The sequence below is a fragment of the Mesorhizobium sp. Primo-A genome (assembly GCF_003997175.1).
Lineage (GTDB): Bacteria > Pseudomonadota > Alphaproteobacteria > Rhizobiales > Rhizobiaceae > Mesorhizobium > Mesorhizobium ciceri.
Genome location: NZ_RZTG01000015.1, coordinates 13212 through 33399 on the forward strand (window position 1 = coordinate 13212; position 20188 = coordinate 33399).

23 protein-coding genes are annotated in these 20188 nt (G+C 63.8%); 11 read left to right on the plus strand and 12 right to left on the minus strand.

Translation table 11 applies throughout. The features are described from left to right. The first annotated feature begins 46 nt into the window (after window positions 1–46). On the plus strand, window positions 47–1030 hold the full coding sequence (gene ubiA / locus EOC83_RS25720) for a 4-hydroxybenzoate octaprenyltransferase (protein WP_063170187.1): 984 nt from the start codon (window positions 47–49) through the stop codon (window positions 1028–1030). A 167-nt stretch (window positions 1031–1197) separates the two neighbouring features. On the opposite strand, the gene EOC83_RS25730 is transcribed toward ubiA, so the two are convergent. The 3 genes from EOC83_RS25730 to EOC83_RS25740 all read right to left on the minus strand — a co-directional run bounded on the left by EOC83_RS25730 (window position 1198) and on the right by EOC83_RS25740 (window position 4364). After that, on the minus strand, window positions 1198–1764 hold the full coding sequence (locus tag EOC83_RS25730; RefSeq protein WP_013532817.1) for a DUF6101 family protein: 567 nt from the start codon (window positions 1762–1764) through the stop codon (window positions 1198–1200). 186 nt (window positions 1765–1950) lie between these two features. Then, the gene (locus EOC83_RS25735; protein ID WP_063167660.1) at window positions 1951–3381 is read right to left on the minus strand and encodes an FAD-binding oxidoreductase; all 1431 of its coding nucleotides are present in this window, start codon (window positions 3379–3381) and stop codon (window positions 1951–1953) included. An 8-nt stretch (window positions 3382–3389) separates the two neighbouring features. Then, window positions 3390–4364 (minus strand): L-threonylcarbamoyladenylate synthase, encoded by a 975-nt coding sequence (locus EOC83_RS25740; protein WP_063167659.1) that lies wholly within the window; start codon window positions 4362–4364, stop codon window positions 3390–3392. 192 nt (window positions 4365–4556) lie between these two features. On the opposite strand from EOC83_RS25740, the gene EOC83_RS25745 reads away from it, so the two are divergent. After that, window positions 4557–5042: a hypothetical protein gene (locus EOC83_RS25745; protein ID WP_063167658.1), complete on the plus strand. Its 486-nt coding sequence runs from the start codon at window positions 4557–4559 to the stop codon at window positions 5040–5042. Between the two features lie 135 nt (window positions 5043–5177). Further along, window positions 5178–5567, plus strand: coding sequence for a hypothetical protein (locus EOC83_RS25750; RefSeq protein WP_024502648.1), 390 nt, complete (start codon window positions 5178–5180; stop codon window positions 5565–5567). A 105-nt stretch (window positions 5568–5672) separates the two neighbouring features. On the opposite strand, the gene EOC83_RS25755 is transcribed toward EOC83_RS25750, so the two are convergent. Both EOC83_RS25755 and glyS read right to left on the minus strand, forming a co-directional pair. Further along, a complete protein-coding gene (locus tag EOC83_RS25755) occupies window positions 5673–5963 on the minus strand; it encodes a hypothetical protein (protein WP_063170186.1) in 291 nt (96 codons plus the stop codon). A gap of 109 nt (window positions 5964–6072) precedes the next feature. Continuing rightward, window positions 6073–8193, minus strand: coding sequence for a glycine--tRNA ligase subunit beta (gene glyS / locus EOC83_RS25760; protein WP_063167657.1), 2121 nt, complete (start codon window positions 8191–8193; stop codon window positions 6073–6075). 88 nt (window positions 8194–8281) lie between these two features. On the opposite strand from glyS, the gene EOC83_RS25765 reads away from it, so the two are divergent. Beyond that, the gene (locus EOC83_RS25765; RefSeq protein ID WP_127224221.1) at window positions 8282–8596 is read left to right on the plus strand and encodes a hypothetical protein; all 315 of its coding nucleotides are present in this window, start codon (window positions 8282–8284) and stop codon (window positions 8594–8596) included. A gap of 3 nt (window positions 8597–8599) precedes the next feature. Here EOC83_RS25765 and EOC83_RS25770 read toward each other — a convergent pair whose 3' ends face one another. Continuing rightward, a complete protein-coding gene (locus EOC83_RS25770; protein WP_174299093.1) occupies window positions 8600–9520 on the minus strand; it encodes a glycine--tRNA ligase subunit alpha in 921 nt (306 codons plus the stop codon). Window positions 9521–9716: 196 nt separating this feature from the next. Here EOC83_RS25770 and EOC83_RS25775 point away from each other — a divergent pair, with 196 nt between their 5' ends. Beyond that, window positions 9717–10178, plus strand: coding sequence for a GNAT family N-acetyltransferase (locus EOC83_RS25775; RefSeq protein WP_024502644.1), 462 nt, complete (start codon window positions 9717–9719; stop codon window positions 10176–10178). 82 nt (window positions 10179–10260) lie between these two features. Here the strand turns inward: EOC83_RS25775 and EOC83_RS25780 are convergent, their stop codons facing one another. From EOC83_RS25780 to EOC83_RS25800, 5 genes are all read right to left on the minus strand, one after another. Continuing rightward, complete coding sequence (locus tag EOC83_RS25780) at window positions 10261–12036, minus strand: tetratricopeptide repeat protein (protein WP_063167656.1); 1776 nt, start codon at window positions 12034–12036, stop codon at window positions 10261–10263. Window positions 12037–12293: 257 nt separating this feature from the next. Continuing rightward, on the minus strand, window positions 12294–12737 hold the full coding sequence (locus EOC83_RS25785; protein WP_063167655.1) for a DUF1284 domain-containing protein: 444 nt from the start codon (window positions 12735–12737) through the stop codon (window positions 12294–12296). After that, complete coding sequence (locus EOC83_RS25790) at window positions 12734–13327, minus strand: biotin transporter BioY (protein ID WP_063167654.1); 594 nt, start codon at window positions 13325–13327, stop codon at window positions 12734–12736. Before EOC83_RS25790 ends, EOC83_RS25785 begins: the two co-directional genes overlap by 4 nt. A 107-nt stretch (window positions 13328–13434) precedes the next feature. After that, entirely contained in the window at window positions 13435–14103 is a 669-nt protein-coding gene (locus EOC83_RS25795) for a GntR family transcriptional regulator (protein ID WP_063167653.1), read from the minus strand. 105 nt (window positions 14104–14208) lie between these two features. Continuing rightward, window positions 14209–15225, minus strand: coding sequence for a polyprenyl synthetase family protein (locus EOC83_RS25800; protein ID WP_013532830.1), 1017 nt, complete (start codon window positions 15223–15225; stop codon window positions 14209–14211). A gap of 200 nt (window positions 15226–15425) precedes the next feature. Between EOC83_RS25800 and EOC83_RS25805 the strand changes: the two genes are divergently transcribed. The 6 genes from EOC83_RS25805 (at window position 15426) to moaB (ending at window position 19123) form a co-directional block, all read left to right on the plus strand. Next, window positions 15426–15650 carry a DUF2007 domain-containing protein gene (locus EOC83_RS25805; RefSeq protein ID WP_063167652.1) on the plus strand — a complete coding sequence of 75 codons (225 nt, stop codon included), beginning with the start codon at window positions 15426–15428 and terminating at the stop codon, window positions 15648–15650. Next, window positions 15650–16450 (plus strand): methyltransferase, encoded by an 801-nt coding sequence (locus EOC83_RS25810; RefSeq protein WP_013532832.1) that lies wholly within the window; start codon window positions 15650–15652, stop codon window positions 16448–16450. Before EOC83_RS25805 ends, EOC83_RS25810 begins: the two co-directional genes overlap by 1 nt. 79 nt (window positions 16451–16529) lie before the next feature. Beyond that, window positions 16530–17393 carry a S49 family peptidase gene (locus tag EOC83_RS25815; protein ID WP_027164178.1) on the plus strand — a complete coding sequence of 288 codons (864 nt, stop codon included), beginning with the start codon at window positions 16530–16532 and terminating at the stop codon, window positions 17391–17393. An 83-nt stretch (window positions 17394–17476) separates the two neighbouring features. Then, window positions 17477–17662, plus strand: coding sequence for a membrane protein (locus EOC83_RS25820; RefSeq protein ID WP_027164179.1), 186 nt, complete (start codon window positions 17477–17479; stop codon window positions 17660–17662). 20 nt (window positions 17663–17682) lie between these two features. Then, window positions 17683–18582 carry a 4-(cytidine 5'-diphospho)-2-C-methyl-D-erythritol kinase gene (locus tag EOC83_RS25825; protein WP_063167651.1) on the plus strand — a complete coding sequence of 300 codons (900 nt, stop codon included), beginning with the start codon at window positions 17683–17685 and terminating at the stop codon, window positions 18580–18582. Further along, window positions 18569–19123, plus strand: coding sequence for a molybdenum cofactor biosynthesis protein B (gene moaB, locus EOC83_RS25830; RefSeq protein ID WP_024502637.1), 555 nt, complete (start codon window positions 18569–18571; stop codon window positions 19121–19123). The genes EOC83_RS25825 and moaB overlap by 14 nt, the downstream gene beginning before the upstream one ends. 20 nt (window positions 19124–19143) lie before the next feature. Here the strand turns inward: moaB and EOC83_RS25835 are convergent, their stop codons facing one another. Beyond that, a complete protein-coding gene (locus tag EOC83_RS25835; RefSeq protein ID WP_063167650.1) occupies window positions 19144–20118 on the minus strand; it encodes a hypothetical protein in 975 nt (324 codons plus the stop codon). Between the last annotated feature and the right edge of the window lie 70 nt (window positions 20119–20188).

Below are 20188 nucleotides of genomic sequence, written 5' to 3' on the forward strand. Positions count from 1 at the left end.
CCGCTTGCCGCTTGACGGTTTCCGCCGCTGCTGCCACTCCATGGGCATGGAAACCATCCAGTCGAAAGCGGCCCAGGGCCGTGTCGCCGATGCGCCGAACGGCCATTGGGTCTACCGCGTGCTGCCGCGCTCGATATGGCCCTATGCGCAGCTTGCGCGGTGGGACAGGCCGATAGGCTGGCAACTGCTGCTGTGGCCGTGCTGGTGGTCGGCGGCCTTGGCGGCAAGCGCCTATCCGCGTCCCGGCGACCCGCTGCTCTCACTGCTGCCGGCGCCTTTGTATCTTGTGCTGTTCCTGGTCGGGGCCATCGCCATGCGCGGCGCCGGCTGCACCTACAACGACCTCGTCGACGAGGACATCGACAACCAGGTGGAGCGCACGCGCTCGCGACCGCTGCCGTCAGGCAAGGCGACGCGCCGGCGGGCATGGCTGTTTCTCGTCCTGCAGGCCCTGGTCGGCCTCGTCGTGCTCATCCAGTTCAACAGCTTTGCCGTCCTGCTCGGCATCTGCTCACTGGCGGTCATCGCCATATATCCGTTCATGAAGCGGATAACCAACTGGCCGCAACTGGTGCTCGGCCTTGCTTTTTCCTGGGGCGCGCTGATGGGATGGGCGGTCGAGTTCGGCGATCTCGATGGGCCTGCTGTCATGCTCTATATCGGCTCGATCCTGTGGGTGATCGGCTACGACACGATCTACGCGCACCAGGACAAGGAAGATGACGCCATTGTCGGCGTGCGCTCGACGGCACGCCTGTTCGGCGACAACACCAAGGCCTGGCTGGCCGGACTTTATGGCGGCGCGCTGATCTGCTTCGCCATCGCCTTCGCGTCGGCGCAGGCGCCGGTGGTGGCGCTGGCCGGGCTGATCGCCGCCGGCACCCATATGGCGCGGCAGATCGCCGTGTTGGACATCGACAATCCGGACCAATGCCTGCGCCTGTTCAGGTCGAACAACCAGGTCGGCTGGCTGATCTTCCTCGGCCTGATCGGCGGCGCTGTGTGGGTGGCTCTGAAGCCGCTGGTTTAGCGGGCTTTTTCCCTTCTCCCCTTGTGGGAGAAGGTGGATTGGCGCGCAGCGCCAAGACGGTTGAGGGGTGCTGGACGGAGTGCCGGCGTTGCCAAGCTGGAACACCCCTCATCCGACCGAGCTTCGCTCGGCCACCTTCTCCCACAGGGGGAGAAGGAAGAACCTTCCTACTCCCGCGAAATAATCTCCTGGCCGTCGACGACCAGCCTGAGACCGAGGTCGCCAGCTCTGCGGCGAGCGAGGAAACGCGGGCGGCGCGTGTTCGAAATCCGCCCCTTGCGCCGATCCTGCGGCGGCAGCGTCTTGATGGCGGCGCCGAGCGATTCTTCCAGGGTGCGGGCAACGCCGTCCGATTCGATGAGCAGCATCGGCAGGCGGTAAGCGTCGGCCCAGGCGCGCCAGTCGGCTGCGACATCGTCGAGATCGTCGGCCACCAGCAGCGGCACCGACAGCATCGGGTCGTTGTGCAGGAGTTCCAGGGTCACCGTGACATTGCCGTCCGGATCCTCCATGGCGCGGGCGGCAACGCCGCGGAACGCATTGGAAGGCAGAACGATGATCGCGGGCAGGCCGCTCATCTCGAGCAAGCGGCGGATCACGGCGCCGCGCTGGTCGATGGTGAAGGTTACATCGCCGTAGTCGTCGCGAGTCGCGTAGCTCACCACTTGCGGCAGGCGGAATGGGTCGAGACGCATGTTGCGTCCCGCCCAGACTGGCTTCAGTCCGGTGTTCATAGAGTGGCCTTCCTGTCTGTCTCCTGAGAGCCGGTGTCCGGTTCTCTCCGGGCCGGTTTTTCCAGCCTCGTTTGTATGGAGACAGTAGCGCGGGCTCCTTACCGCCCCGCTTAAGAAAGTCGGTTAAATTTTGCTGATCTCAGGGATGGTTATCGGAATCCCACCAGCCACAAGATGTCGAAAGGATCAGATAACCTTACCCGGATTCATGATGCCGGCCGGGTCGAAAGCGGCCTTCACCCTTCGCATCAGATCGATCGCCATCGGCGGCGCGGTGGCGATCAGTTCGTCGCGCTTCAACTGGCCGATGCCATGCTCGGCCGAGATCGAACCGTGCAGGCTGCGCACCACATCGTGCACCGCCTTGTTCATGGGGTGATAGAGAGCGAGGAACGCCTCATCGTCGCCGTCGACGGGCCGGGAAATGTTGTAGTGGAGATTGCCGTCGCCCATATGGCCGAAGCAGACCACGCGCGCGCCGGCGCTCACCGACGCCACCGCGCCGGCGGCTTCTTCGATGAAACGCGGGATCGAGGCGATAGGCACCGAAATGTCGTGCTTGATCGAGGCCCCCTCCGGTTTCTGCGCCTCGGGCAGCAGCTCGCGGAAATTCCAGAAGGCATCGCCCTGCGCGAGACTCGCGGCAATGACGGCGTCGCCGACGAATTCCTGTTCGAGGCCAGCCGAGAGCACATCCTCGATCAACGCTCGCGAATCTTCCGACGAACGGCCTGATGAAATCTGCATCAGCACGTACCACGGCCAGTCCTCGATCAGCGGCCGCACCACACCCTGGGCATGCGCCAGGGTGAAATCATATGGCCGCCTGCCGATCAGTTCGAAAGCGGTGAGTGCTGCCCCGGCACGGTCCATGGCCAGGCCGAACAGCGAAAGTGCCGCCTCGGGCGACGACAGGCCGACGAAGGCGACTTCGCGCCCCTTCGGCTTCGGGAACAGCTTCAGCACGGCGGCGGTGATGACGCCGAGCGTGCCTTCGGCGCCGACGAACAGGTTTTTTAGATCGTAGCCGGTGTTGTCCTTCTTCAGCTTGCGCAGGTCGTCGAACACCTCGCCGGTCGGCAGCACCACCTCGACACCGAGGCAAAGTTCACGCGCATTGCCGTAGGCAAGCACGCCGGTGCCGCCGGCATTGGAGGAAAGATTGCCCCCGATCTGGCAGGAGCCTTGCGCGGCCAGCGACAGCGGGAACAGCCGGTCGGCGGCGTCGGCTGCCTCCTGCAGCGTCTGCAGGATGACACCGGCCTCGACCGTCACCGTGTTGGACAGGACGTCGATCTCGCGGATGCGGTTCAGCCGCGACAGCGACAGGACGATTTCGCGCCCGGACCTGTCCGGCACCTGCGCGCCGACCAGCCCGGTGTTGCCGCTTTGCGGCACGATCGGCGTTCCCGTCTCGGTCGCCAGCCGCATGATCCGGCTGACCTCGTCGAGGCTGCCCGGCCGCAGCACCAGCGACGTCGCGCCGTGCCAGAGCCCACGTCGCTCAATGAGGTAGGGCGCGATGTCCTGCTGATCACGCAGCGCATATCTGTCGCCGACGATCGCAGCGAAGCGATCGATGAGGGCGGGATCGAGTGTCTCTGTGATTTCGATCATGGGGGAAACTATGTTGCGGGTTGCGTGATGTCACGAGGGGCGGCTGCACGCGACAGCCGATCGTTGATCGCTTCGCCGAGCCCGTCGCAGGGAATAGGCTCGACGGCGATGGTGCGCGCGCCGCTGCGGTCGAGTGCCTGCATACAGGCGAACAGATTGCTCGCCGCTTCGCGCAGGTCACCGGTTTCGGACAAATTGAGGAAGGCTTCGGCGCGGTGCCAGCCTTGTGCCCTCTGGCCGCCGAAGCCGAGCAAAGCCTCGCCCTCGCCGACCGTGCCGGCATTGAGCCGCATCGCGGCACCTGGCGCATAGTGCGAGGCAAGCATGCCCGGCGCCTCGATACTGGCGGTGCCGCCGCGCAACAATTCCATGCCGATGGCGGCCTCGATCTCCTCGGCAGCGATGCCGCCGGGCCTCAGCAGCCGCATTCTTTCCCCCTCGGCCTTGAGAATCGTCGATTCCAGCCCGACCGGGGTTGCGCCGCCATCGACCACCAGCTTTATCCGCGCACCGAGATCGGCTGCCACCGCTTGCGCGGTCGTTGCGCTGATCCTGCCGGATGAATTGGCGCTGGGCGCGGCAAGCGGGCGGCCGAGCCTGGCGATCAGATCGCCGCCAAAGCCCCTCGGCATGCGCAAGGCGATTGTATCGAGCCCGGCGGTGACGAGCGGATGGATGCCGTTGCCGGGCCGTTGCGGCAGCACCAGCGTCAGCGGACCGGGCCAGAACGCGCGCGCGAGTTTCTTCGACAGCGGATCGAACAGCGCGAGGCGCTCGGCCATCGCCATGTCGGCGACATGGGCGATCAGCGGGTTGAAGCGCGGCCGCCCCTTGGCTTCGAAGATGCGCGCGACGCCGATGCCGTTGGTCGCGTCGCCAGCCAGCCCGTAGACGGTTTCCGTCGGGATGGCGACGACATCGCCCTCCCTGAGCAGCGCCAGCGCCCGCTCCAGCGCCTCGCCCGAGCCAAGTATTTCAGCCACTCTCGTCACCTCACAGATGCGGGGTGCGTAGTACGATGGCGGCCATTGGGCAAGTCGGCTGTTGGGTAACCGTTTGTTGGCGAGCAGGAGCATTGGCGATTTATCAATCCCTAAAATGCTATGGTTCCACGAAAGCCGGCATCAATTCCGGCCTGCTATCGAACAGCTTCTGGGCAAAGGGGAGCGACATCAGTGTCTGCGCGTATCCTGCTGGGTATCATTCTTGCTGTTGCGGCCGGCGAAGCCCAGGCGTCATCCCTGGTTTTTCCAGGCACGCCATCCTCCACACCATCGATCGTCAGGATCGGCGCTCCCAACCAGCCTGGAATCGTCGATGCGGTCAACACCAGCGATGCGCGGTCGGTGATGGCAGTAGGGGAAGCGCCGCCCGACGTCACCGATGAAAAGGTAGCGGCGATCCCGGACAAGCCCGCGACCGGACACGGCTTCCAGCCAGGCCCGATGGTCATCCGTGGCGGCGTTACCGGTCCCGATTTCCCGGCACCCGCGCCAACCGCTGCACCAGCGACCGGTGCCGCGCCGGCCGCTGGCACCGCGCCGGCAACGGCCACCGCTTCCGCTGCCCCCTCAGGGAACGCCGAGAACAAACCCGCCCCGCCGAGCGCTCCGGCCCCGGCAGCAGGGCAGCGCATGCCTCCCAACGGCTACACCAAGTAGCCTCGGCTCAAAGACAGCCGACATCGATGGCGTGACTTGACGGCGATCTGGCGCCCGGCGCACCATTGCCAGGCAGTCCCCGTTCCAGGCATTTCTGGCAGACGGGATTTCATCACTAGGGGTAAAGGGGGGGCCATGAGAAAATCTGGAATCGTAACCGGAGCAGGCCTATTGCTGGCGTCACTGCTTGGCGTCGTCGCGGCTCATGCCGACGACATGCTGGGATCCTATGTCGCGCGCATTTCCGATCGCGACCATCAGGCGAGTGACGGCTATGCGCTGGACAATGCCGCGCAGATGGTGCGGCAGGACCGCGCCAACTGGCACAAATTCCACCGCCGTGACAGCGACGACGAGGCTGATGGCTGGTTCAGGACCAACGACCAGCGCGCCGACCTGCAGCGCATGCTGGAACGCGGCGGCGCGATGAGTTCCTCGACCAAGCGCGCCATCGTCAATGGCGAACCGCTGATCCAGGTCGACGTCTACGAAAACAGCGTGCGCGTCAGCATTCTCGAGAACTGACGGGCCGTCGCCGGGGCGGCTGACAGTCGGCTTCGGGGACGGCTGATAGCAAAAGGCGGCGCCTCGGCGCCGCCTTGCCATCGATAGACTCGGCGGCTGAAAAGATCAGGCCGCTTCTTCCTTGTCGTCGTCTTCTTCTTCGGACTCGTCGCCTTCAGCCTTCACGCTGTCCTCGGCGTCGTCTTCGTCCTCGTCTTCATCTTCGTCGTCATCCGAGAGCGTGGCAGCTTCGGTGGACTCTTCGCCTTCTTCATCGTCGCCGTCTTCGTCGTCATCAGACAGGTCAGCGGCTTCGATCGCTGCGGCGGCGGCATGATCGAGAATGGTTTCGGAAGCGGATTCAAGCGCCTCGGCGGGAGTTTCTTCTGTCACTTCGATTTCGTGATCGGAATTCATGGAAGCCTCCGTGGGGTTGGGGAACATGTCCCTTTTGCCACGGAGAGATCATCGCCATATGACTGTAAGCCGGCTCGAACGGCCGGTAGCAGAGAATATTTTCTTCGCCTTAACCTGCGATCCTGGAGAAATCCGCGACCTGACCGGTGGCCGTGCGGATGCGGGCGAGCAGCGCCAGGCGGTTGGCACGCACCGCCTGATCCTCATCGTTTACAAGAACATGCTCAAAGAATGAATCAACCGGCTCGCGCAACACGCTAAGCGCCAGCAAGGCGCCGGAAAAATCATCGTTTTGAATCGCTTCGCCGGCTTGCTTCTCAGCCTGGTTCACCGCCGCAAACAGCGATTTCTCGGTATCCGCGCGAAACAGCGCCGGCTCAACGGTTTCGGCGACCGCCGTTTTCTTTTTCTCCTCGGCAGCCAGAATGTTGGCCGCGCGCTTAGTGCCGGCGAGCAGGTTCTTGCCGTCCTCGGTGTCGAGGAAGGCGCCGAGCGCCTCGACGCGGCGGACGATCTGCAAGAGGTCGTCGGACTGCGGCGTGATGACGGCATCGATGAGATCGTGCCGGGCGCCCTGATCGCGGAGGTAGACTTTCAGGCGGTCGTGGAAGAAGGACAGAAGGTCAGACGCTTTCCCGACGATGGCTGCCAGCGCCAGTCGAATATCATTCTCGACCAATATTCTAACCACACCCAGCGCCGCTCTACGCAGCGCATAGGGATCCTTCGACCCAGTCGGCTTTTCGTCGATTGCCCAGAAACCGACCAGCGTATCGAGCTTATCGGCAAGCGCCACTGTGATCGAAACCGGATCGCTCGATACGCGATCGGACGGGCCTTGCGGCTTGTAGTGTTCCTCCGCTGCAGCGGCGACCGATGCATGCTCGCCCTGAAGCAGCGCATATTTGCGGCCCATGGCGCCTTGCAGTTCCGGGAACTCGCCGACGACTTCGGTGGTGAGATCTGCCTTGGCCAAGACGGCAGCGCGGCGCGCGAGTGCGGGATCGGCGCCGACTGTCGGAGCCAGTTCTTCCGCCAATCGCTTGATCCGCTCCACCCGTTCGCCCTGCGTGCCGAGCTTGGCGTGGAAAGTCACGCCGAGATGGTCGAGGCGGGCCATGCGCTGGTCGAGAGGCTTCTTGAGATCAAGCCCGAATTTTTCCGCCGATGCCTCGAGCTCAGCCAGGTCAGGCAAATCGCCCTGGTCGGTCGTCCAGAAATAAAGCGCGTCGGACAGACGGGCGCGCACCACCTTGCCGTTGCCGTGGGCGATCTCCTTGCCGCCATCCCTGGCTTCGATGTTGGCGGTTAGAATGAAGCGATTGGAAAGCGCGTCGTCGACACCCTGCGGCCGCGTCACAAAGCACTTCTGGTTGGCGCGGATGGTCAGTCGGATCACTTCGGCTGGAATGGCAAGGAATGCCTCCTCGAACTCGCCCATCAGCACGACCGGCCATTCGACCAGTCCGGACACCTCCTCCAGCAGCCCTTCGTCCTCGACCAGATCGAGCCCGTTGGCGAAGGCGAGATTGCGGGCGTCGGCAAGGATGATCTCCTTGCGGCGGTCGGCATCGAGCACGACCTTGGCCGCTTCCAGTTTGGAAACATAGTCGTCGAAGCGGCGCACCATGATCGCATCAGGCGCATGGAAGCGGTGGCCATAGGTGATGTTGCCGGAGCGGATGCCGTCGATCTCGAAATCGACCACGACCGGCTCCTCTGTCTCCGGGCCGAACGTGCACAGGATCGATTGCAGCGGGCGCACCCAGCGCAATGAACCTGGCTTGGCCGAGGCCGGCCCCCAGCGCATCGATTTCGGCCACGGGAAATTGCGGATGATATCAGGCACCAGGTCCGCGATGATCTGTTCGGCCGCCCTGCCCGGCTTCGAAATGTGGGCGACATAAAAATCGCCCTTCTTCGGATCGGAATGGACATGCGCCTCGGCGATCGAGGAAAGTCCGGCCTTGCGCAGGAAGCCCTGGACCGCCTGTTCGGGCGCCGATGTCGAAGGCCCCTTGATCTCTTCGTTTATATCCTTCGAGCGCGCGGTGAGACCCCTGATGTCGAGGGTCAGCCGCCGCGGCGTCCAGTACTCGCGCGCCGCCTCATAGGTCAGCCCCGCCTCGACCAGGCCGTCAGTCAGCATCTTCCTGAGATCGCCAGCCGCCTTGCGCTGCATGCGGGCGGGAATCTCTTCCGAGCGGAGTTCTAGAAGCAGGTCAGGCATGGATGGGGCTCACGCGGCAAAATGGTCCGGGCGGGGGCATAGCAACTCGGCTGGCCGCTGTCACCCTTTCCGCACGGGGATCGCCGATTTGCGCCCGTTTCCAGAAATTTTGGCCATCCTGTCGGGACGAGACCGCGCCACCCGTCCTTGGATCAAAGATTTCCATGAACCGAACGCAGCGCTGAAGCGACCCACGCTCAGGCAGGGAACATTTGGCTCAACGACCATGAAAACGGCATCCAGACTTCTGCAGATCCTCGCACTCGGCGCCTGCTTCACCGCGCAGGCTCACGGTGCCTTCTCGATGCCGGGCGTTCGACAGGCATTGCGCACAATCGACGGTGCCAGCAGCCAGAACATACTGCCGATCAAAGCTTCCTTCGAGATGATGAAGCGGGCCTGAGACTCAGGCCGCCAGGCCACCCGCCTGCGTCTTCAAAAACGCCTCACCGCAGGCCTTCGCCAGATTGCGCACCCGCAGGATGTAGCTCTGCCGTTCGGTGACCGAAATCACGCCGCGCGCGTCAAGCAGGTTGAAGACATGGCTGGCCTTGATGCACTGATCATAGGCCGGGAAAACCATGCGGTGCATCGGCAGATTGTCGTTCGATGCCGGCGCGCCGGCATCGAGCAGCGCCTTGCATTCGGTCTCGGCGTCCTCGAAGTGGCGCAGAAGCATCGCCGTGTTGGCGTGTTCGAAATTGTGGCGCGAATATTCCTGCTCGGCCTGCAGGAAGACATCGCCATAGGTGACCTTGTCGGCGCCTTCCCGGCCGTTGAAATTGAGGTCGTAGACATTGTCGACGCCCTGCACATACATGGCCAGCCGCTCCAGCCCGTAGGTGAGTTCGCCGGCCACCGGTGCGCATTCGATACCGCAGACCTGCTGGAAATAGGTGAACTGCGAGACTTCCATGCCGTCGCACCAGCATTCCCAGCCGAGACCCCAGGCGCCCAGCGTCGGGCTTTCCCAATCATCCTCGACGAAGCGGATGTCGTGCAGCAGCGGATCGACGCCGATCGCCGCCAGCGAGCCGAGATAGAGTTCCTGCAAGTTGGGCGGGTTCGGCTTCAGGATCACCTGGTACTGGTAATAATGCTGCAGCCGGTTCGGGTTCTCGCCATAACGCCCGTCCTTGGGGCGGCGCGAGGGCTGGACATAGGCAGCGTTCCAGCGTTTCGGGCCGAGCGCGCGCAGCGTCGTTGCCGGATGAAAGGTGCCGGCGCCGACTTCCATGTCGTAGGGTTGCAGGATGACGCAGCCATAGGCCGCCCAATAGTTGTGCAAGGTCAGGATCAGCCCCTGGAACGAGCGGCTGGGATGCATATGGGCGGGGATTTCAATTGTCACGGGTGGCCTCGACAGCACAGGCTAGCTTGCCGGCACGTCCTAGAGACACGGCGGCGAAGCGTCAAGCAAAGCACGACGATGCGGTTGCGCCGACATTATGGAGCTGGCCCATTGCCCATCTCTCGGGCCTGCGCTCTGTTCGCCTGTGCAGCAACGACAACAGGTTTCAGCCATGCCCAGCCCGATCGTCATCCGCCCCGTTGCGCGACAGGATTTCGAGCAATGGCTGCCGCTGTGGGACGGCTACAATGCATTTTATGGCCGCTCGGGCGAAACGGCCCTGCCGGGTGAGATTACCCAGATGACATGGTCGCGTTTCTTCGATGCCTATGAGCCGGTCCACGCGCTGGTGGCCGAAAGCGAGGGACGGCTTCTCGGCCTCGTGCATTATCTCTTCCATCGCAGCACCACGGCGATCGCGCCGAATTGCTATCTGCAGGACCTTTTCACCACGCAGGCATCGCGTGGCAAAGGCATCGGACGGGCGCTGATCGAGGGCGTCTACGAGCGTGCCCAGGCGGCCGGCTCAGGCCGGGTATACTGGCTGACGCATGAGACCAATCACACGGCGATGAAGCTTTACGACAAGGTCGCCGAACACTCCGGCTTTGTCGTCTATCGCAAGCTCTTCTGAGGCAGCCAACCGAATACGCGGTTCAAACGAAAACGGGACTTCTGAAAAGAGCCCCGTTTGCGTTGAATTCAAATGGCTGACTTCATCCCTTCGGGGCGGGCACCGGCTCCGGCTTGACCTTCGGGGTCTCCTGCGCCGTGTTGGATTCGATCGGCGGCAGGCCCTTCATCAGCTTCTGCTGCAAGTTGGCCAGCACATCGGGATCCGGCTTCAGGTCGCGAGCCTGGTTCCACTGGAAGGTGGCTTCCAGCTTGCGGCCGACGCGCCAGTAGGCGTCGCCGAGGTGATCGTTGAGAACCGGATCTTCCGGCTTAAGCGACACGGCGCGTTCCATTTCGCGCACCGCGTCATCGAACCTGCCGAGGCGGAAATAGGCCCAACCCAGCGAATCGACGATGTAACCGTCGCTCGGCCTGAGGTCGACGGCCTTTTGAATCATCGCCAGCCCTTCCTTGAGATTCATGTTCATGTCGACCCAGGAATAGCCGAGATAATTCAGCACCTGCGGCTGGTCGGGGAACAGTTCCAGCGCCTTGCGGAAGTTCGGCTCGGCCTTGGGCCATTCCTTCAGGCGCTCATAGGCGATGCCGCGCTGGTAGAAGATGTTCCAGTTGGCTGCGGTCGGCGTCTTCAGCGCCTCGACAGCCTTGTCGTAGAGTGTGGCGGCCGAACGGAAATCCTCCTTCGAGGAATAGACGCCACCGAGCGCCAGATAGGCGCGCATGTCATTGGGATGGGCGTCGACGAAAGCCTTCAGATGAGTGATCGCTTCTTCGTGACGGTCGAGATCGGCAAGGTTGAGGCCGAGCTGCAGGTCCGAAAGCTCCTTCAGCGGCGAACCGGCGGGGATCCGGCGATAGAGCGCGATGGCGCCTTCGCCGTCCTTCAATTGCTCGGACACGGCAGCGAGTTGCACAAGGGCAGCGTCGCTATCAGGCTTCAAAGCAAGCGCATATTGCAGATAGAGGCGCACGAAGGGCTCGCCGCCGCCACGGTTGAGCGCGGTGGCGAGGTCGAGCAGGATTTCGGAGGCGCCATCGGATGGGCCGGCCACCAGGGGCGCAATCTTGTCGCCTTTTGCAATTCGGTCGCGCAAGGCGACGATTTCCAGCTTGCCAGGCGAAAACGCCTCGGCCTGATCGAGCACCGACAGCGCCTTGGTCTTGTCGCCCTTGCGGGCCAGGAACGAGGCGTAGGCCTGGGCGTTGCGCATCCAGGTTTCGGGAGCGGCACCACCGGCGGCGGTATCCTGCATGGTCGCGGCGTAGATCGCCTCGGCCTTTTCGGGCATGCCGGATGCATCAGCGATCAGGGCGCGGTGGAACGACTTGAACAGGCCGAACCAATCCGGCCCCTGCAGCTTGTCGATGGACGCCATCGCATCGGCAGGCTCGCCGGCGCCTTGCTGCGCCCAGCCGGACATCACCCCGGAGATCAGCCGGTCGAGATCGGATTCCAGCGACAGCTTGAGCCAGTACTGCGCCTTGGTGAAATCCTTCTTGTGGAAGGAATCGACGGCGAGCGCCAGCCGAGAGAAACGCTCGATGTCAGGCACTTCCTTGAGCTTGTCGGCATAGACCAGGGATTCGTCGAAGCGCCCTTGCGCGATCAGCGACAGCATCAGGCTCTGCTGCAGGCCGGTGTCGCTCGGGTCGAAGGCCAATGCTTGCTTGTAGTAGGCGATGGCGCTGTCGAGGTCGTTATCGCCTTCGGCGATCCGGGCTGCCAGATAGGCGCCCGAAAACGACGTGATCTTGACCGGTTCGGTGGTTTGCTTGGCATAGGCCGGCAAAGCCGAGATCGCCATGCCTGTCACAATTGCCAGCCTTGTCAGCCAGCGCGCACGTCCTTGCCGCATCGTATCCCTTTCAGCCAGGCGCCATCTCCGCGTCAGCGGGATCGGCGTAGACTCGATCTTTCCAGGCAAAGCATGGCCTTTTTGGGGTCGCGCTTCAATCCGCCTCGAATTCACAATCCGGGCACCCGATTAACAAATCATGGCGACAGGCACCAATTTTCCGCTCTTGGGATTTCGGCCATGGCCCTACGCGGCGCCGAATATATCACAGATTCGACGCTGAGGCTCCGCTTCGACCGCCAAGGCTCGGGCCAATATCAGCCCTTGCCTGGCGAGGCAGACCGTTGCACCAGCGTGTCGCTGTAGCCGCCGGCCGCTATCGTGCTGCACAGTTCGTTCCATTCGCAGCCGCCGCAGGCCTTGCGTACAAGGCCAGCCGAAAACGCCTGCCGCATCCGGCCCAGCATCGCCGTGTCGAGATCAACACAGGTGCCGACCTGGATTGGCCGTGCCAACAATTCTTCCACGTCCTGCGCGGCGAGCCGGTCCCGCTCGACGACGCTCTCGTTGAGGCAGTGCGGTTCCGGCTCGTCGAGCAACGGGGCGCAGACATCGTCTGGGCCGGAAACGAGGAGGACGTCCTCGCCCCGGCTCAGGCGCTCCGCTACGCGATCATAATTGGCGGTGAAGGCGGGGCTGTATCCCTTGCCCACATAGGTGAGCAGGCAAAGGAGGTGATGGGCGCGCAGCCTGATCGTCACGGATTGACCAGCTTGGCCTTGCCGCCGCGAAGCGCCATGAGCGTCGCGGCACCCAGCGCCGACTTGAGCAAGCCGCCGACGATGAACGGCAGGAAGCCGAAGGTAACGGCCTGTTCGGCTCCAATCATGACGGCAAGCCATGCTGTGCCCAGCACAAGGCAGGCAAGGTTGCCAAGCAGCATGGCGACGAAGGCAAGCATCACCCTTTTGCCGTTCCAGCCGCGTTCGGCCAGCCAGCCGACCAGTGCGCCGACAAGCGGGAAGGCGAAGAGATAGCCAGCCGTCGGCCCGACGAAATGCGCCGCACCCGCTGCCCCTCCGGACAGAACGGGAAAGCCGACCGCACCCTCGACCAGCCAGGCGGCGATGGTGAGCGCGCCAAGCCGCCAGCCATAGAGCGCGCCGACCAATGTCACGGCGAAGGTCTGCATCGTCACCGGGACCGGCACCATCGGCACTTCGACGTAGGATGACAGCGCCAGGAACAGGGTGCCGAGCACAACGGCTCCAATCTGCCAGGCAAGAGAACGATCCTGGAGCCGGAGCGGGCTGAACGACGGCTTGCTGGACGAGAATGCGACGTCTGTCATTGGGATTCCTTCGATCGATTTCAAATTATAGATAATTTCTGTTTTCGATCTATTATCGAATCCACACTTCCCTGGAGATTGCAAGCCCTGGCTTTGGCGGAGGCCGTCTAACCTACGATGGCGAAGGCTTCGCGCGTCGTTCCGGAAGCCGTCCTGACCGGCTTGCGGCCAATCCATTGGACGTGCCGCCCCAGTGTGACGGCCGCCGATTCGGTGTTTCCCTGCCGCAAGGCGGCGAGGATCGCGCGATGGTCCTGATCGGTGCGTGTCTCCCACTCCGAGCGCCATGCCGCGAACAGGAAACGGGCGCTTGCCGCGTGCAGATCGTTGATGGTGGCGAGCAGGCGCGGCATGCCACATGGCGACAGGATCAAGCGGTGGAAGGCGCGGTTGGCCTCTTCCCACGACCGGACATCGCGGGACTTGTCGCCAGCCTTGGACGCCTCCTCGGCGAGATCGAGAATGGCCGATGTCAGATGCGGCGCCGCGTGGCGCAGCGCCAGCACTTCAAGGGCGGCGCGCATTTCGGCGACTTCCTTGACCTCGCCCAGGTCGAAAGACGCGACACGCACGCCGCGGCGCGGTTCGCCGATGGCCAGCCCTTGCGCCTCGAGGCGGCGGAAGGCCTCGCGCACCGGAACATGGCTGGTTTGGAATTCCTCGGCGATGTGATCCTGCCGAAGCCTGGCCCCCGGCTCGATCGCACCGGAAATGATGCGGTCCGCCAGAACCTTGCTGATGCGCACCGCGATGGTGTCGTCTGTGCCCTTTGCCATGTTTTATAGATAATTTGCGGCAGGGCGGCTTGTCGAGACGGCGGGACCGAATTCCTAAACTTCCTCTTAGCGCAGGCCAGAGATAGCGTCGCGAAAGTCCAGCCTTTAGTTGACCCGGCTGATGCAGAAATCGATGACGTCGATCAGCGCCGATTTCTGCGGCGTCGCTTCGAGCGGCGCCAGCGCGTCGCGGGCAATCTCGCCGAAATGGCGCGCGCGTCCGATCGTGTCGGCAATGGCGCCGTGGCGGGTCATCAGGCCGGTCGCCTTTTCCAGGCCGGCGTCATCGGCGACATTGTCCTCGATGGCGCGCTTCCAGAAGGTGCGCTCGGCCTTGGTGCCGCGCCGATAGGCGAGAATGACCGGAAGCGTCACCTTGCCCTCGCGGAAATCGTCGCCGACGTTCTTGCCGAGATCCTTGCTGGTGCCGCCATAGTCCAGCGCGTCGTCGATCAGCTGGAAGGCCAGGCCGAGATTCATGCCATAGGAGCGCAGCGCCGCACGATCGTTGCGCGTCGCCTGGGCGATGACCGGGCCGACCTCGGCAGCAGCCGAAAAAAGTGCGGCGGTCTTGGCCTTGATGACGGCGAAATGCTCGTCCTCGGTGGTTTCGAGGTTCTTGGCGGCGGCAAGCTGCATGACCTCGCCCTCGGCGATGATCGAGGCTGCACTCGACAGGATGTCGAGCGCCTCGAGCGAGCCGACATCGACCATCATGCGGAAAGCCTGGCCGAGCAGGAAGTCGCCGACCAGCACGCTTGCCTGGTTGCCCCAGATCATGCGGGCGGTCTTCTTGCCGCGGCGCATGCCGCTCTCGTCGACGACATCGTCGTGCAGAAGCGTCGCGGTGTGCATGAATTCGACGGAGGTGGCGAGCTTGACGTGGCCCTCGCCGGCATAGCCGAACATCTGGGCTGCGGCCAGCGTCAGCATCGGCCGCAGCCGTTTGCCGCCGGACGAGATCAGATGGTTGGCGACCTCCGGGATCATCTCGACGTCGGAGCCGGCCTTGGACAGGATCAATTCATTGACGCGCCCCATATCGGCGGCAGTCAGATCGATCAGATCCTTGATGGAGGCGGGCTCCCGCTTCCCGTTTTCGATGTTGAGAACGACACCCACGACAATCACTCCCGTCTTGGTATAGAGCGTGCGACGGCACCCTTAGTCCCTGTATGGACTCTAGGGCGGCGGACATGGGCACGGCAAGTGGCGAATTGGCGCGGCGGCGGCGACAGAATGTCAACGACCCCAAGGGAACGGCTCTGCCCCGGAATCCCCTGCCCGTTTACATCAATAGCGCAAACTGCGAGTTTCATACGATGATAGAACTAGTCCGCACCAACGATGCCGTGATCATTTCCTTTGTCGAATCGCTGATGCGCGACGCCGGCATTGCCTGCTTTGTCGCCGACCAGAATATGAGCATTCTCGAAGGGTCGATCGGTCTTTTGCAGAAGCGCGTCATGGTCGACGCCGACCAGGCCGACGCGGCACGGCGCATCCTCAGGGATGCCGGCATCGCCAACGAAATCCGCGGAAAATAATGTCCGCCGCGCCCGCCGCCCTTGTCCCGGACACGCCGGCCCATACGGTCGACGCTTTCCATCGCGGCCGGTTCTGGCTGGTGCAGCCCAAGCAAGGCGGTCATCGCGCCGGCATGGATGCGATGATGCTGGCGGCCTCCGTGCCGTCCTCTCTTGCCGGTCGTCTCGCCGATTTCGGTGCCGGTGCCGGGGCCGCCGGCCTGGCGGTGCTGTCGCGCTGCCCGGCCGCTGAGGCGGTGCTTGTCGAACGCGCGCCGGAAATGGCGGCCTTCGCGGCAGCCACCCTTGCCCATCCCGGCAATGCCCATCTGAGCGATCGCGCCTCCGTGCTGGTCGCCGATGTCACCGTATCGGGCCGGGCGCGGGCGGCCGCCGGCCTCGCCGACAATGATTTCGACTTCGTCATCATGAACCCGCCCTTCAACGCTCCCCGGGACCGCGCCTCCCCCGATCGCCTCAGAAAAGAGGCCCATGTCATGGAGGACGGGGTGTTCGAGAGCTGGATCCGCAGTGCGGCGGCGGTGGTCAGGCCGCGCGGCGGGCTTGCCGTGATCGCCCGCCCCGAACAGCTCGGCGCCATTCTCGATGCGATCGCAGGGCGCTTCGGCGATGCCGAAATGCTCGCCGTCCACCCTCGCCCAGACGCCGCGGCAATCCGCATCGTTGTGCGGGCAGCGCTCGGGGCACGGGGAAAGCTTGCCATCCGCCCGCCCCTGATGCTGCACGCGCAATCAGGCAACGGCCCTGACGAGCGCAGCGAAATGATTACCAACGGCCTCGCCTCGCTGTTTGGAGATTGAGCTATTCTGCCTGGCCACATTGCCGTTGGCCGGGAAATCCCTACATGCCTGCAACCTATCGACCGGAGACCGCGCCCTCGTGAAACGCCTTATCAACCGCCTGCTGCCGAAATCCTGGCGCTCCACCGTCGTCACAATTCCGGTCATCCGGCTGCACGGCACCATCATGGCAGGCGGTGGCCAGTTCCGGCCGAGCCTGTCGCTGGCCTCCACCGCTGGCCTCATTGAGAAGGCGTTTTCCTACGACGCCCCGGCAGTCGCCATCTCGATCAATTCGCCCGGCGGCTCGCCGGTGCAGTCGCGGCTGATCTTCAAGCGCATCCGTGACCTGGCCACGGAAAAGAACAGAAAGGTACTGGTCTTCGTCGAAGACGTGGCGGCGTCGGGTGGCTACATGATCGCGGTTGCCGGTGATGAGATCTTCGCCGACCCATCCTCCATCGTCGGGTCGATCGGCGTGGTCTCGGCTTCGTTCGGCTTCCCGGAACTGATGAAGAAGATCGGCATCGAGCGACGCGTCCACACCGCCGGCCAGAACAAGGCGGTGCTCGACCCGTTCAAGCCCGAGAAAAAGGAAGATGTCGAGCGGCTGAAGGCGCTGCAGCTCGAGGTGCACGGCACGTTCATCGACCTCGTCAAGGAGCGGCGCGGCGCGAAACTGAAAGACGACCCGGACCTGTTCACCGGCCTGTTCTGGACCGGCATCAAGGGCCTTGAACTCGGCCTGGTCGATGCGCTCGGCGACATGCGCACGGTGCTCAAGACCCGTTTCGGGGCGAAAACCCAGCTCAGGCTGATCACGACACCGCGCGGTTTCCTCAGCCGCTTCGGCCTGTTTGGCTCAAGCAAGGGCTTTTCAGCGCCCGAGATCGCAGGCGCTGCCGCCAGCGGCCTGATCGATGCGGCGGAAGAGCGCGCATTGTGGTCTCGCTTCGAGCTTTGAAAACCCGGCAAAAGCGTCTAGCATGAGAGCTTAACCGACCCGACCGGCCACCTTCGCCGGCCCAGCGTGGGAGGAGTTTTGGTATGCCGCAGATCATTTTCTTCACCGTCGTTGGCGTCGCCGCCTATTTCGGCTACCGCACCTTCATCCGCGAAGCCGAACGCGTGACCGCCAAGGTGCGGCGTACCGAAAAGCAGACGGCCAACGGCGCGATGGGCACTTTGGTCAAGGATCCGAAGACCGGCGAGTACCGGCTGGCCAAGGACTGAGCACCATTTCGCAGACCATTGTGGACACCGACATCGGGTCGCGTAGCTGGCACGCGCACGCCAAGATCAATCTTGCGCTGCATGTCACCGGCAGGCGCCCTGACGGCTATCATCTGATCGAGAGCCTGGCGGTGTTCACGCGGTTTGGCGACAGGGTCGAAATCGCGCCTGCCGACAGCGATGAATTTACCGTGTCCGGCCGCTACGCCCCGGCGGTTCCTCTCGACGCCAGCAATCTGGTGCCTAGGGCGCGCGATGCCCTGCGACAGGCGGTCGGGCACGAGAGAACACCGCCGGTCGCTATCCGGCTGGAAAAGAACCTGCCGGTCGCCTCCGGCGTCGGCGGCGGTTCGAGCGACGCGGCGACCGTGCTGCGCGGGCTGGTGGAGACATGGGGCCTGGATATAGACGGCGCAGAGCTGGCGCGGATCGGCCTCTCGCTCGGCGCCGATGTGCCGATGTGCCTGGCGGCCAGACCTCTGGTCGCGCGCGGCATCGGAGATGAACTGTCGATGGTGCCGGATTTTTCGGCGCTTGGCCTGGTGCTGGTCAATCCGGGCACCCCGGTCTCGACGGCGGACGTCTTTGCGGCGCTTTCCCGGCGCGACAATGAGGCCTTGCCGCCGCTGCCGCGCAGCATCGATTTTCATAGCCTGCGCAACTGGCTGGAGATCACCCGCAACGACCTCGAGCCCGCCGCGCTGGCGATGCAGCCGGCTATCGGCAGGGCGCTTTCCTGGCTGAACAAGGCCGGATCCGGTTTTTCACGGATGTCCGGGTCCGGCGCCACCTGCTTCGGCCTGTTCGAGACCGGCAATGTCGCCAAGCGCGCCGCCGCCGAAATCCGCGGCCGCCAGCCCGACTGGTTCGTCGCGGCGACGCGCAGCATCGCATCGGAGGTATCTGATGGCCAGAATTGACGAGAGCCGCTCCTTCATTCCCGTGCGCATCGCGGTGCTGACCGTTTCAGATACGCGCAGCCTCGCCGACGACAAATCCGGCCAGACGCTGGCCGACCGCATCACCGAGGCCGGCCATATGCTGGCGGCCCGCGATATCGTCACCGACGATCGGGAAAAAATCCGCGACACGGTTCTGGCGTGGTCGCGGGACAAGAATATCGATGTCGTCATCACCACCGGCGGCACCGGTTTCACCGGCCGTGACGTGACGCCGGACGCGCTGGAGCCGATCTTCGAAAAGCGCATGGATGGCTTTTCGGAAGTGTTCCACCGGATCTCCTACGACAAGATCGGCACCTCGACGATCCAGAGCCGGGCGACCGGCGGCGTCGTCAACGCCACCTTCGTCTTCGTGCTGCCGGGTTCGCCAGGCGCCTGCAAGGACGCGTGGGACGGCATCCTGAAGGCACAGCTCGACTACCGGCATATGCCGTGCAACTTCGTCGAGATCATGCCGCGCCTGGACGAGCATTTGCGGCGCGGCAAATCAGCTCCGTAAAGCCGAGGCAAGCGTCGCTCTCAGCGGATGACCGGCTCGCCATGAAACCGCCGGCGCGACGGCGGCGAGACGCCGAAGCCGACTTCCATCATCAGTCGGGGCGTGCGTGCCGGCACGGTGCCCATATGGAAGCCAAAAGGGTCCTCGACGAAACCGAGACCGGCCTCGCCGGTCAGCGTCACCGGGCTCTGCTCGCCATAGACATCCAGGACCTGTTGCGCGGGGTGGCCAACCAGAAGCGTGAGCTGGTGCTTGAGGCTGCGGCGCTTGTGGCTGCCCCTGACATAGACATGCGGACCGGTGTCGGCGTCGACCGGCTTGAGGTAGAAGAAGAATTTCAGCATGCGCCAATCATCGAGGTCGAAATGATACTTGCCGAGCGAGGCGAGGTTCTTGTCGGCATCCGAAGCGGCACCGGTTAGAAAACTCCACCAGACGCGCGTCGTGATCAGTTTTGCCTGGCCGCCGAGATAGTGCGCGGCAATATCCAGAAGCAGCGGATCGCGCTGGATGGCAAGCGCCGCCGGGCAGTCGAGGATGCGCTCGAAAAAATGCCCGCTGAGCAGCGAGCGGCCAAGGCGTTTCTCGGCCTCGGCATGTTCCCCCGGCATGAATTCGAGACGGCGGTCGAAATTGCCGAAGCAAGGCGTGCGCCCGGCGAAGTCGGCGATCTCTTCATGGATATCAGGCGGCAGGACCAAGCCTGAGAACAGCCCGTCGGAGCGCAACGCATCGACGACCGCTCCCCGTTCGACACCGGCAAACATCGTATCCCCGGCATTGGCGACCGGGCGGGCGCGTTTTGCGCCCAGCCAATGCATGCGGCGTCCAGGCATTGTGCGCGCCAGCACGAACATCGGCAGCCAGGCGGGGTTTTCGCGCAGGTCCTTGAGATAGGTCGGAATGCGCACCGCGATGCGTCGCAACAGACTGCCGTCGCGCGCAATAGCCTCGAGACTGGCCGCGCCGGATGTGTCGGGGGTTGAAAGCTTCATTGGGTCCTCGGCTATGAGAGCACCACCGATGCCGCATCGGTGCTCGCCACTCGGCATGTCCCAAACCCAA